This window comes from Corallococcus sp. CA047B (assembly GCF_003612065.1).
In the GTDB taxonomy this organism is placed as follows: Bacteria; Myxococcota; Myxococcia; order Myxococcales; family Myxococcaceae; genus Corallococcus; species Corallococcus praedator.
Genome location: NZ_RAWD01000277.1, coordinates 1 through 13,045, shown reverse-complemented (window position 1 = coordinate 13,045; position 13,045 = coordinate 1). Strand labels below are relative to the sequence as shown.

General features: G+C 70.2%; 9 protein-coding genes. 3 read left to right on the top strand and 6 right to left on the bottom strand.

Annotation, left to right across the window (positions count from 1 at the left end):
• Nucleotides 1–147: 147 nt before the first annotated feature.
• From D7X74_RS31880 to D7X74_RS31870, 3 genes are read right to left on the bottom strand one after another with little or no spacing between them, the layout of a single operon-like run.
• Nucleotides 148–1,389 carry a hypothetical protein gene (locus D7X74_RS31880; RefSeq protein WP_120536785.1) on the bottom strand — a complete coding sequence of 414 codons (1,242 nt, stop codon included), beginning with the start codon at nucleotides 1,387–1,389 and terminating at the stop codon, nucleotides 148–150.
• Nucleotides 1,386–3,929, bottom strand: coding sequence for a TonB-dependent receptor domain-containing protein (locus D7X74_RS31875; RefSeq protein ID WP_120536784.1), 2,544 nt, complete (start codon nucleotides 3,927–3,929; stop codon nucleotides 1,386–1,388). Before D7X74_RS31875 ends, D7X74_RS31880 begins: the two co-directional genes overlap by 4 nt.
• On the bottom strand, nucleotides 3,926–5,509 hold the full coding sequence (locus tag D7X74_RS31870; protein WP_120536783.1) for a serine/threonine-protein kinase: 1,584 nt from the start codon (nucleotides 5,507–5,509) through the stop codon (nucleotides 3,926–3,928). Before D7X74_RS31870 ends, D7X74_RS31875 begins: the two co-directional genes overlap by 4 nt.
• Nucleotides 5,510–5,796: 287 nt before the next feature.
• Here D7X74_RS31870 and D7X74_RS31865 point away from each other — a divergent pair, with 287 nt between their 5' ends.
• Nucleotides 5,797–6,666, top strand: coding sequence for an ABC transporter substrate-binding protein (locus D7X74_RS31865; RefSeq protein ID WP_120536782.1), 870 nt, complete (start codon nucleotides 5,797–5,799; stop codon nucleotides 6,664–6,666).
• A gap of 41 nt (nucleotides 6,667–6,707) precedes the next feature.
• Complete coding sequence (locus D7X74_RS31860; RefSeq protein WP_370450826.1) at nucleotides 6,708–8,696, top strand: BamA/TamA family outer membrane protein; 1,989 nt, start codon at nucleotides 6,708–6,710, stop codon at nucleotides 8,694–8,696.
• A 9-nt stretch (nucleotides 8,697–8,705) separates the two neighbouring features.
• Here D7X74_RS31860 and D7X74_RS31855 read toward each other — a convergent pair whose 3' ends face one another.
• Nucleotides 8,706–9,485, bottom strand: a complete 780-nt coding sequence (locus D7X74_RS31855) for a UPF0489 family protein (RefSeq protein ID WP_120536781.1) — start codon at nucleotides 9,483–9,485, stop codon at nucleotides 8,706–8,708.
• A 117-nt stretch (nucleotides 9,486–9,602) separates the two neighbouring features.
• Here D7X74_RS31855 and D7X74_RS31850 point away from each other — a divergent pair, with 117 nt between their 5' ends.
• A complete protein-coding gene (locus D7X74_RS31850) occupies nucleotides 9,603–11,819 on the top strand; it encodes a S9 family peptidase (RefSeq protein WP_120536780.1) in 2,217 nt (738 codons plus the stop codon).
• A 110-nt stretch (nucleotides 11,820–11,929) separates the two neighbouring features.
• Here D7X74_RS31850 and D7X74_RS31845 read toward each other — a convergent pair whose 3' ends face one another.
• Nucleotides 11,930–12,133: a cold-shock protein gene (locus D7X74_RS31845; protein ID WP_014397260.1), complete on the bottom strand. Its 204-nt coding sequence runs from the start codon at nucleotides 12,131–12,133 to the stop codon at nucleotides 11,930–11,932.
• A 164-nt stretch (nucleotides 12,134–12,297) separates the two neighbouring features.
• Nucleotides 12,298–13,045, bottom strand: a 748-nt coding sequence (gene sucB, locus D7X74_RS31840; protein WP_120536779.1) for a dihydrolipoyllysine-residue succinyltransferase, incomplete at its 5' end; no start/stop codon positions are given.

The window sequence follows — 13,045 nt, the reverse complement described above, 5'->3', positions numbered from 1 at the left end:
GCGGAGAGGGGGCCGGCCTTCATCGGAATCAAAACCTCGGGAGGGGAAAGCGCCTCCGGCTGCACGACCCCATGGTCGCGGATGGGCCCTGCGAAGTCAAAGCAACGCCGGGCCCCCGGCCGAGATTTCAGGGGCCCCGTGAAAGCTTCAACGAACCTCCAACACGAAGGACTGGGACTGCGCGCCTGGCAGCCCCGCGGCGTCCGCGAGGGTCGGATCCAACTCGTTGGGCACACGCCACGTCTGTCCCGTGGACTGCACCAGGGTGACGCTGTAGCGACCCGGGGGCACGGGTGAGAGCGGCGCGGGCGCGGCGGGGTCGCGCGCGTCCAGGGCGCGGTTCTGGATGCCCACCCGGAGCTGGGGAACGAACACGGGGGCCGGCCGGGGATTGCCCTGCTCGTCCCTCAGGGCAGCGAGGAGGGGGTCAGGCACCAGGCCGGCCGCCAGCACCACCACGTCCGGCTTGCCGTCCTTGCCGCCGGAGACGCGCGCGTAGTCCACGCCCTCTTCGTCCACGACGCCGTCGCGGTTCAGGTCGTTCTCGTCCACGATTCCTGGCACGTCGTCCGCCAGCTTGCGCACCACCACGCGGGGCCAGAAGTCCGGGATGCCGTCGTTGTTGGCGTCGTCCGGGACGCCGTCGCGGTTGGCGTCCACGAACTGCACCCAGAAGCCCGGCGGCCGCTGATCCACCGCGCCGGTGAACTGCTGCGGCGTGAGCGTCAGCACCTTCACGGAGGTCGACGCGGTGTCGAACTCGCGGCCTTCGGCGACCTGGAAGGCGGGCCGGTCGAACGGCACCGTGGCCGAGTCCGCGAAGGACACGCTCACGCCGGTGAGCGGCACGGGCCAGCCGTCCGCGTCCGTGGTCACCTCCAGGACGCGCGTGGCGCCGTTGGTGGGATCCACGCTGCCGCCGCCCACGTCCCCCGCGTTGGGTTCGGACGTGACGCCGTACCAGGGGTTGAAGTCGGACACGTGGCAGGGCTGCGGCACGAAGCGGCAGGTGTCCGCGTCGATGAAGCCGCGCAGCACGTAGCGGCCCGGCTGCACCAGGCTCAGCGCGAACGGCGCGGTGAACGGACCCGGGGCGTTGTCACCCAGGGCCGGGCCGAACAGCTCCTCCGCGGGGATGATGGTGAAGGCCAGCGGACGGCCGGAGCCCTGTGGCGGGGGCGGGGTGTCCGCGTGGTAGAGGAACACCACCGCGTTGCCCCGGGCACGCGACTGGACGACGAGGCTGCCCTCGATGCGCGCGGCGCGCGTGTTCTGCCGGCCATCCGCGGTGGGCTTCACCTCCGGGGACTCGCAGCCCAGGCAGAGCAATGACGCGAACGCGACGGCGAAGAGTCCGCGAGTGACGGGGGAGCAAGGGGCGCGCTTCATGGGGTCACCGTGAGGTTGGCGAACACGCGCCGCTCGATGCGGTTGCCGAAGGGGTGCTCCGCGTGGGTGCCGCCGAGCTGGCTGCCCATCAGCGACACGGACGCAAGGTCCTTCACCACCTCGTAGCCCACGCGGGCGTTGACGACCGCGTACGCGGGCAGGTTGTTGGACAGGAGTTCCACGCGCGTCGGGTCGTTGGCGGCGGGCTCGCGCTCCACCCAGGTGGAGGAGGACGTGAAGGCCGCGTCGATGCCGAACTCCAGGTCCGCGCGCGTGCGGTACGTGATGCCGCCGAACACCTTGAAGCCCGGTGCCTGGCTGCACGGGCCGCACCCTTCTTCCGGCAGGTCGGAGGTGACGTTCTGGAGCGCGGCGCTCGCCTTGATGCCCAGGCCGTCGATGGGGGAGAGGCTCAGGCCCGCCTCCACGCCGCGCGCGGTGTAGATGGCGTTCTCGTTGGTGAACAGCGAGCGGCCCACCAGGTAGCTGCCGCTGCCGCTGTCGTAGGACTCGCCCGCGGGCAGCCGCTGCACGGCGGACAGGCCGATGAGGTCCTTCACCGTGTTCTGGTAGAGGGCCACGTCCCAGTCCAGGCCCAGCCGGGGGGACTCACCGCGCCAGCCCAGCTCCAGGGCGTTGAGGCGTTCAGGCCGCAGCTCGCGGTTGCCGGTGGTCAGCACGCTGACGCCGTTGACGCCCGGCACGGGCACGGGCAGCCGCGTGTAGCTCTCCAGGAACGTGGGTTCGCGGAAGGCGGTGGCCACCGACGCGCGGAAGGCATGGCCTTCAATGGGCTGGAAGACGGCGGACAGGCGCGGCGACTGCGCGATGCCCGGGTTGCCCTTGTTGAGCAGCGGGTGGCGGTCCACGCGGTAGCTGACGACGAGGCGCAGGGGCTGCACGATGCGCCACTCGTCCTGGATGAAGGCCGCCGCGTGGAACTCCTCGCGCAGCCCGTCCAGGTAGCCGAAGGCCACGCGCTTCAGGCGGCCCTCCACGCCGATGTTCACCTGGTGCTCGCCCGCGAGCTCGAAGCCCCGGGCGTACAGCGCCTCGCCGTTGAAGACGTTGGATTCGACGGTGGTGGCCAGCGAGCGCTGCCCGATGGCCTCGTACTGCGGCCCCGCGTCACCGGACAGGTGGTTCCAGAAGGCCTTGAGCTTCACCGAGCCCAGCTCCACATCCGCCTTGGCGTACGCGCCCAACGCGTCGATGTAGTAGTTGCGCAAGAGGCCCAGCGGATAGGCCTCCGTGGTGTAGCGGTGCACGCCGCCGGACAGGCCGACCGCGCGCCCTTCGGCGAACGAATAGACGGTGGAGAGGTTGCCGCGCGCGCCCCGGAGGCCGACCTCCGGATCCGGCCCCGTCAGGGCGAAGTCCGGACGGCCGCTGCCGTAGTCGAGCGTCCACTTGTCCTCCTGACGGTAGGCGGCGGACGCGCGGTAGCGCAGGGCGCCGTTCTGGCCGTGGCTGACGAAGGAGCCCTGCACGGTGTTGCCACCGCCGGCCAGGGCGCTGAAGCGCGCGCGCCGGCCGGTGCCGGGGGCCTGGGTGATGATGTTGATGACGCCCAGCATGGCGTTGGCGCCGTACAGCGCGCTGCCCGGACCGCGGATGACCTCGATGCGGTCGATCTCCTCCAGGCCCACGGGCAGGCCCGCCCACAGCGTGAGGCCGAGGAAGTCCTGGTACTCCGTGCGGCCGTCCACCAGCACCAGCACCTTGTTGGCCAGTCGCTGGTTGAAGCCGCGCAGGCTGACGTTGGAGCTGCCCACGCCCATGGCCATCACGTCCGCGCCGGGCACGCGGCGCAAGAGTTCCGGCAGCGTGGTGGCGCCCGACAGGCGGATGTCCTCCGCCGTGATGACGGTGGTGGCGTTGGGCGCTTCCAGCGAGGACTGGGCGCGGCGGCTGGCCGTCACGACGCGTTCCTCGTACGGCACGAGGCCCTGGTCGGACGTGTCGCCTGCCTCCGCGCTGCCGCTGGGGGCCTTGGGGCCGGACGCGGTGGCGGTGGCCTGCGGCTGCTGGGGCTGGCCGGACGCGAGCGACTCCGCGCGGTTGACGGCCTTCTCCAGCCGCTCCATGAGCGTGGCCAGCTGCTGCTGGGCCTGGATGCTCGTGGGGGGCGGCGGGGGCATGGGCAGGGTCGAGTCCTGCGTGCCGGACGTGCTGCCAGGGGCGGGGGCCTCCGCGGAGGCGGCCCGCTGCGTGGCCTCCAGCCGCGTCACCTGGGCCTGCACGTTGGTGGCGTCCGGCGGATTGGAGGCGAGGTAGCGCTTGAAGGCGTCCAGCGCCTCGTCCAGCCGTCCCGCGTCCTGGTACGCGCGGGCGATGTTGTAGAGGACGCTGGGGTGCGGCTTGATCTTGTAGGCCTCTTCCAGCTCGGCGATGCCTTCATCGAACTGCTTCTGCTCGATGAGGTTCATGCCGTTGCGGAAGTGGCGGCGCGCTTCCAGGCGTGCGTCCGCCAGGGCCTCGGTCGCGCACAGACACAGCGCGAGGAGCGCCCCACGTCGAAAGACTGTCGGGATGGTCACTGGTACGGATCGTCCTTGTACGCGGAACCGGGAGCCTTCGGCTTCGGTCCCTGCTTCTTGATGCGCGTCAACTTCATGGAGACCGCGACGGTCTTCCCTGCGTTGTCCGCGTAGTTCTTGCTGACGGGCTGGTAGCCGTCCAGCGCGAGCGACACCACCACGGAGGCCAGCCCCGAGCCGTCCGGGGGCTGTTCGAACTCCATGGGCGTGGTGCCGCGCACCGTCCCGTTGACGGTCACCTCCGCGCCCGGGGGATCACTGACCACCTGGAAGCGCACGGGCTTGGGCGCGGCCGGGGGCGGCGTCGCGGGCGCGGTGGACGGCTCGCGCTCCAGGGGGATTTCATCCACGGGCGCGCGCGCCACGGGCACGGGCCGCGGCGAGGTCTGCACCACCGGGGGCGGGGCCTGCGTGGAGCGCAGCACGAACACCGCCGCCGCGGCGATGCCCAAGAGCACGCAGCCGCCGAACAGCGCGATGCCCAGCCCCTTGCCGGACTTCTTCTGCGGCGCGGACTGCTCGTCCACGGAGATGTCCAGCGCGACGGTGTTGGGGCCGGAGCCCACCATCGCGTGCGGCCCCGTGTGCGGGCCGCTGTGGGGGCCGGAGCCCACCGTGTTGAGGCCGGTGCGCGGGCTGGAGAAGACGCCGCTGACGCCGGACGCGGAGGCCGCGGCGCGCATGCCCTGGAGCACCGCGTCCATGGACGCGTAGCGGTCCACCGGGCGCTTGGCCAAGCACTTCATCACCAGCGTCTCCACCTCCGGCGGGACGCCGTGGTCGGGCCAGATGGTGTGGAAGGAGGGCGGCGGGTCGTTGATGTGCTTGACGATGACGTCGATGCTCTGCGCGGCCTGGAAGGGCGGGCGGCCCATCAGGATCTGATAGAGCACGACGCCCAGGCTGTACACGTCGCTGCGCGGATCCGCGATGTTGCGCGCCTGCTCCGGCGCCATGTACTGCGGCGAGCCCAGGATGACGCCCGCCTGCGTGAGCGTGGTGTCCTCCTTCATGTTGGCGTCGCCGAGGAAGGACTTCACCAGGCCGAAGTCCAGCACCTTCACCACGTCGTGGTCGGTCTCCTGGTTGAGGACCATCACGTTGGCGGGCTTGAGGTCGCGGTGGATGAGGCCGACCTTGTGGGCCTCGCGCAGCGAGCGCGCCACCTGCTGCGCGATGCTCAGCGCGCGGTCCCACGGCAGCGGGCCTTCCTGGGTGAGCAGCTGCGACAGCGTGAGCCCCTCCAGGTACTCCATGGCGATGTAGTAGATGCCGTCTTCCGTCTTCCCGTAGTCGATGACGGTGACGGTGTTCGGGTGGCGCAGCTTCGCCGTGACGCTGGCCTCCAGGAAGAAGCGCTTCTGGAAGCCGGGGTCCTTGCCCTCGCCGCTGTACTGCGGGTTGAGGACCTTGAGGGCCACGAGCCGGTCCAACGGGGCCTGCATGGCCTTGTAGACGCGGCCCATGCCGCCGGCCCCGAGCGTCTCCAGGATGCGGAAACGTTCGTTGAGGACCCTCCCGAGCAGAGGATCCGTCACGTCGGCAGGCGCGCCCTTTCGGGGGGCGTCGCTTTCGATCATGTGTTCCCCCAGGAAACGAGAAGGACCGCGCACGTTGGTAAGGCCGCGCAGGATGCTAGCACCGCCTTGGAAAACCGCCCAAGAGACGTCCCTCGCCATCCGGGATGCCAGGGGACGCCGAGTTTCCGGCCCCGGCCGCGCGCCTGCACTCCCGCACCTGCCGTGTTGGTGCCGCCCGGAGCGTTTGGAAATCAGGAAAATCAGCGTCCGCTGGCGCACAGAGGGGGGGCACTGGTGCGATGCGTCATCCCGGGTGGAGGCCCTGCGGGCGCGGTAGGGTCCCCGGCATGAACGCCCAGCTGTCCTCGCTGTTGTCGTCGGCGCCGCGCTACCCGCGGCGGGTGGTGTGCATGACGGAGGAGACGACGGAGGTGCTCTACCGCATCGGGGCGGGGGAGCTGGTCGTCGGCGTGTCGGGGTTCACGGTGCGGCCTCCGGAGGCGCGCAAGAAGCCCCGGGTCAGCTCGTTCCTGGACGCGAACTTCGAGCGGATCCTGGAGCTGAAGCCGGATCTGGTGCTGGGCTTCAGCGACCTGCAGGCGGACATCGGGCGGGAGCTGTGCAAGCGCGGGGTGCCCGTGTACCTGTTCAACCAGCGCTCGCTCGCGGAGATTCTTCAGACGGTGCGGCTCACCGGGGCCTTGGTGGGGCGCGCGGAGGCGGCGGAGGCGCTGGCGGTGGAGCTGGAGAAGAACCTGGAGCGTCACTCGGACGCGGCGCAGTCGCTGCCGAAGCGGCCGCGCATCTTCTTCGAGGAGTGGCACGAGCCGCTCATCTCCGGCATCCGCTGGTGTTCGGAGCTGGTGGAGGTGGTGGGTGGGGAGGACGTGTGCCAGGAGTCGCGCGCGTCGCAGGGGGCGAAGGGCCGCATCTTCGAGCCGGAGGAGGTGGCCCGGAGGAACCCGGAGGGCGTCATCGCGAGCTGGTGCGGGCGCAAGGCGAAGCGCGACAAGATTGCTTCGCGGCCCGGCTGGGACCGGGTGCAGGCGGTGGTGGATGACCAGCTCTATGAAGTGCGCAGCTCGTACATCCTCCAGCCGGGGCCTGCGGCCCTGACGGATGGGGTGGATCAGCTGGCGCGCATCGTGGCGGCCATCGCGCGGGGGGAGAAGTTGCCCATGACCCGGCCGGGAGACCTCCGCACCGCGCTGGAGTGAGGGAGGCTGGCGGAGGGCGCGGCGCATGACAGGATGCGCGCGTGCCGCTTCCGCTGCCCGCCCTGGTGTTGACCGTCCTCGTCGCGACGGGCGGGGCGTCCTCGCCGTCGGTGCGTGACTCCGTTGCCCAGGCCGGCGAGCTCTCGGATCCATGGGCGCCGCAGCAGCCCGAAGGTGCGGGCTCCGGCAGGCCCCAGGATGCGGCCTCCCTCGATGCGCCCGTGCGGACCCCGGAGGGTGAACCGTCCGGCGTGTCGAACGCGGAGGTGCCCGCGCCGCCTCGCGCGGAGCAGGTGCCCGTGGGGCCGGAAGGCACGGACGCACCCACGCCTCCCACGGTGGACGCGAACAAGAACTACGAGGACGCGCTCATCGCCTGGGGCATGGAGGCGCGCGAGCGCCAGGTGGAGCCCGCCCCCGAGGGCAAGGTGCTGGAGGAGGTGGTCGTCGCCGCGGAGGAGGTCGTCGCGCCGATGGATCCGTACCCATCGCTGCTCAACATCTTCCACATCCGCACCCGCGACGAAATCGTCCGGCAGGAAGTGCTGCTGACGCCGGGCCAACCGTACTCGGCGGCGCTCGTCGCGGAGTCGGTGCGCAACCTGCGCAAGCTGGGCCTCTTCTCCGTGGTGCGCGCGGTGCCGGTGAAGGGCAGCGCCCCCGACAAGGTGGCGCTGCTGCTCGTCACCAAGGACCTGTGGTCGCTGCGGCTCAACAACGAGTTCTCCGCCGTGGGCTCGCTGCTGCTCTACCTGCGTCTGCAGGGCACGGAGCAGAACTTCCTGGGGCGCGGCAAGAAGGTGGCGGTGGACTTCATCCTCCGCCTGGACACCTTCAGCTTCGGGCAGAGCTACACCGACCAGCGCGTGCTGGGCAGCCGCTGGTCGCTCTCCGAATCCGCCGCCGTGCTGATCAACCGCGACACGGGCCGCGCGGAAGGTTCGCGTGGAAGCCTCTCCGTCAGCCGTCCGCTGTATTCGCTGTCCACACCGTGGAGCCTGAGCTCGTCCGTGGCGTGGAACGTGGAGACCGCGCGCCAGTTCCGGGGCGCGGACATCTGGCAGTTGCCGTTCCCGGATGGCGACCCGGTGCCGTACGTCTACAACACGCGCGAGGTCGCCGTGGGCTCCACGTACACGCGCTCCTACGGCCAGCGCTACAAGTGGAACGTGGGCCTGGGCGCGGGCGCCTATCACTACGCCTACGCCCCTCCGGTGGCGTCCAATCTCAGCGACGCGCAGACGGACTGGTTCCGGCGCAACTACCTGCCGCGCCAGGAGGACGCGGGGTACGCGAACGTCTCCCTCAGCGCCTTCGAGGCCCGCTACGACGTGCTCCGCAACGTGGACTCGTACACGCTGTCGGAGGACTTCCAGCTGGGGCACTCGGTGGTGGCGAAGCTGCGCTACGCACCGCCCGTGTTCCCCTCCGCCGCGCACTTCGCCGAAGGCGGCCTGTCCCTGCGCTACCGCGTGCACTGGGGCGACGCGCTCACCACCGCGTCCGCCGCCGCGTCCATCCGCCGCCAGTTCAGCGGCCAGGAGGACACCGTCCAGGAGGGGTGGACCAACCGGCGGTGGGCGGCGGAGCTGGTGCAGGTGTCGCCGCGAGTGCTCGGAGGGCGCTTCGTGGCGCGCGGCCTGCTGGACGTGAACATCGATGATTTGTCCGAGCGCGTGAGCCTGCTGGGCGGCAGCAACGGCCTGCGCGGCGCGGCGGTGGATGCGTACTCCGGCAAGCGGCTGCTGCTCGTGAACCTGGAGTACCGCACCGCGCCGCTCGTCGTGCGCACGGTGCACCTGGGCGGGGTGTTCTTCCTCGACTCGGGCAGCGCCTTCAACCGCCGGCCCGAGATGGTGACCACCGTGGGCGTGGGCCTGCGCATCCTGTTCCCCCAGTTCAACGTGTTCCCGTTCCGCATCGACTTCGGCTACGTGCTCAACGGGGACCGGCCGCCCGTGGGCAGCCGCCTGTCGCTCAGCAGCGGGCAGGTGACCGAGTACCGGCCGTCATTCCTCGACTCGCCCTGAACCGCGGGCTCAGGGCGGCTCGACGTGGAGCAGCTCCCGGAAGAGCACCTCCGCCGCGTCGCGGAACAGCTCCCCGGACGCGAGCAGCCCGCCGCAGTGGTGGGGCTCGCGCGCCAGCGTCAGCGCGACGGCCTTGCCCAGCACCGCGTCCCAGAAGGGCTCCGAATCGGAGGGCAGCAGGAACTCGCGGATGATGGCCTTCGGCCACGGCAGCACCGTGGTGGGGTCCGCGTCGCTCAGGCTGGTGAAGCAGTCCAGGTCCACGTCCAGCAGGACGCTTGATGCCTCCTCCAGCACGTCGCGCACGAGGTCCGTGGGGCCGGGGTTCCGGTACGCCTCCGCCGCGCGGTCCACCGTTGTCACCGTCACCAGCCGGTGCGAACGGCCCCGCGTGTCCACGTAGGTGTCCCCGGCGAAGGCGCCCCGGGGCCGCGTGCGCGCGATGATCAACGCGTCCCCCACGAGGTTCGCCTCCATCGCCGCGAGGATGTGGTCGTAGTTGCGCACGTTCAGGTGCCAGCGCGCGTGCTCATCCAGCGCGCGCAGGCCCGCGGAGCGGTCCGGCATCTCCGCCGGCTTCGCGGGCACCACCACATCCAGGTGCCGGTCCAGCGTCACGAGGAGGGCAGGGGGGCCCACGTCGCCCAGGGCACAGGCCCACGCGGGCAGCGCGAGCCGGTGCGGGTCGAACACGTAGGCGTCCGTGGGGCCCCGGCCTCCGCCCAGGCCCAGGCGCACCACGCCCGCGAGGCGCAGATGCCGCAAGGCGTTGTCATCTTCCGACTGCATGGGGTGGGAATCCTCTTGGAGGCCGGACGTTGGGAGGGCCGCGCGGCGGCCGGAGTGTAGGCTTGCGCGCATCTTCCCGCGAAAGGAGCCCCGCCCTGCGCGGGGATTCAACTACGCATGCGTCAAGCCCTCACCGCCGCGCTCCTCCTCATGAGCGCCCCCGCCCTCGCACAGGAGCTGAAGCCCCAAGCCATGGCCCCTTCGCAAAAGCAGCCGGACCTCTTCCTGCGCCAGTACGCCGAAACGCGCCGCTTCCAGAGCGGCCGTCCCACGGGCGTGCGCATCACCCCGGATGAGCAGTCCGTGCTCTTCCTGCGCACCTCCCCCACGTCCAACGTGCAGATGCTCTACGCGTTCGACGTGGCCAACGGGCAGGCGCGCGAGCTGCTCACGCCCGAAGCCCTCCTCAAGGGCACCGAGGAGACGCTGACCCCCGAGGAGAAGGCCCGCCGCGAGCGCATGCGCGTGAGCGCCCGGGGCTTCACCTCCTACAACCTGTCCGAGGACGGCACCCGCCTGCTGGTGCCCCTGTCCGGCCGCCTCTACGTGGTGGACCGCGCCACCGGCAAGTCCACGGAGGTGAAGACGGGCCCCGGCGTCATCGACCCGCGCCTGTCTCCGGACGGCAAGCAGGTGGCCTACGTCCGAGGGCACGACGTCTACCGCGTGGACCTGGCCTCCAACCAGGAGAAGGCCGTCACCAAGGGTGGCACCGAGCAGAAGACGCACGGCCTGGCGGAGTTCGTGGCGCAGGAGGAGATGAGCCGCTTCTCCGGCTACTGGTGGAGCCCGGACGCGAAGTCCATCGCGTACACGGAGTCCGACACGGCCGACGTGGAGAAGCTCACCATCGTGGACGTGATGCACCCGGAGAAGGGCGGAGAGGTCTTCCCCTATCCGCGCCCCGGCAAGCCCAACGCCAAGGTGCGCCTGGGCATCACGCCCGTCACCGGCGGCAAGACGGTGTGGGCGCAGTGGGACGCGCAGAAGTACCCGTACCTGGCCACCGTGAAGTGGGACAAGGGCGGGCCGCTGACGGTGCTGGTGCAGAACCGCCTCCAGACGGAGGAGCAGGTGCTGGCGGTGGACCCCGCCACCGGCAAGACGCGCGTGCTCCTCACGGAGAAGGACAGCGCGTGGGTGGAGCTGAACCAGGACTTCCCGCTGTGGCTGGAGGATGGCTCCGGCTTCCTCTGGTACACCGAGCGCAACGGCGGTCCGGAAGTGGAGCTGCGCCGCGCGAACGGCGAGCTGGAGCGCTCCGTGGTGAAGCCGGACGCGGGCTTCCGCAACCTCGCGCGCTTCGTGCAGTCGGACAAGACGCTGTTCTTCTCCGGTGACCCCAACCCCACCGAGAGCCACCTGTGGCGCGTGAAGGACGGCGGCGCCCCGGTGAAGGTGGCCACCGGCAACACCGGCCCGGGCCTGGAGATGGGCATGGTGTCCAAGAACGGCGGCCTGTTCGTCCTGAGCACCCAGGGCCCCAAGAGCATGCCGCGCACGCTGGTGATGAAGGGCGACGGCACGAAGCTGGGCGAGCTGCCGGAGGTGGCGCAGGAGCCCTCCTTCACGCCGAACTTCGAGGTGCGGCAGGTGGGCCCGAAGAAGTTCTGGACGTCGCTGGTGAAGCCGCGCGACTTCAAGCCCGGCACCAAGCTGCCCGTCATCGTGGAGGTCTACGCCGGCCCCACCACCACCGTGGTGCACCAGTCCATGGCCGCGCACCTGCTCAGCCAGTGGATGGCCGACAAGGGCTTCCTCGTCGTCAAGGTGGACGGCCGCGGCACGCCGCTGCGCACCGCGGAATGGAACCGCGTGGTGAAGCACGACTTCGCCACCGTCACCCTGGACGACCAGATTGAAGCCGTGCAGGCCCTGGCGAAGGAGGTGCCGGAGATGGACCTGAAGCGCGTGGGCATCACCGGCTGGAGCTTCGGCGGGTACATGGCCGCGCTGGCCGCGCTGAAGCGCCCGGACTTCTTCAAGGCCGCCGTGTCCGGCGCCCCCGTGGTGGACTGGCGCGACTACGACACGCACTACACCGAGCGCTACCTGGGCCTGCCGGAGGAGTCGCCCCAGGCGTATGAGGTGAGCAGCCTGCTCACGTACGCGAAGAAGGACGCACCCATTGGCGCGCTGCTGCTCTTGCACGGCACCGCGGACGACAACGTCTACTTCTTCCACACGCTGAAGCTGTCGGACGCGCTCTTCCGCGCCGGCAAGCCGCACCAGTTGCTGCCTTTGAGCGGCCTCACGCACATGGTGCCGGATCCGCTCGTCACGGAGCGCCAGTACGAGCGCGTGATGGCGCACTTCCAGCAGAACCTGAAGTAGCCAAGACAGACATGGCCTGAAAAGGCAGAGGCCCGGATCCCCTACCGTGGGGTTCCGGGCCTCTTCATTTCAACCAGTCCGTGAGGAATGGCTGAGGACGACGCGTCACTTCACGCCGCGCGGACGTTCTGCGCCTGCAGGCCCTTGGGGCCCTTGGTGACTTCGAACTCCACCTTCTGGCCTTCGGCCAGCGTGCGGAACCCATCCATGTTGATGGCGGTGTGGTGGCAGAACACGTCCTCGCCGCCGCCGTCCTGGGTGATGAAGCCGAAGCCCTTCGCGTCGTTGAACCACTTCACGGTGCCAGTTGCCATTGCGCTTCCTTGCGTTTGCAGGGCAGCCGTGGGGGAGGCCGCCCGTTCTGCCCGACGACCGGGGAGACGGACCTATTTGTAGTGAAAGGGCCGACTGGAAGTCCAGCCGGCCCACGGGGAATGCCGGTCTTCCCACCCCGCACAACCATGTGCGGAGGAGTGGGTCAGATGTCGAGCAGCAGGCGCTCCGGGTCCTCGATGCACTCCTTCACGCGCACCAGGAACTGAACGGCTTCGCGGCCGTCCACCAGGCGGTGGTCGTACGTGAGGGCGATGTACATGATGGGCCGGATGACCACCTGGCCGTCGCGCGCCACCGGGCGGTCCACGATGTTGTGCATTCCCAGGATGCCCGTCTGCGGCGGGTTCAGGATGGGCGTGGACAGCATGGAACCGAAGATGCCGCCGTTGGTGATGGTGAACGTGCCGCCCTGCAGCTCCGGCAGGGTCAGCTTGTCGTTGCGGGCGCGGCCGCCGTAGTCACCGACCGTCTTCTCCAGCTCCGCGAGCGACAGCTTGTTCGCGTCGCGCACCACCGGCACCACCAGACCGCGGCTGCCGCTCACGGCCACGCCGATGTCGTAGTAGTGCTTGAAGATGACGTCCTCGCCGTCGATCTCCGCGTTGATCTGCGGGAACGCCTTGAGGGCCTCCACCGACGCGCGGATGAAGAAGCTCATGAACCCGAGCTTCACGCCGTGCTTCGCCTGGAACTTCTCGTTGTACTTCTTGCGAAGCGCCATCACCTCGCCCATGTCCACCTCGTTGAAGGTGGTGAGCAGGGCGGCGTTGGACTGGGCCTGGAGCAGGCGCTCGGCGACGCGCTTGCGCAGCGGCGTCATGCGCACGCGCTCTTCCCGGGCGGCGTTGGGACGCGGGCCGGACGGCGCGGCGGGAGCGGGGGCCTGCGTG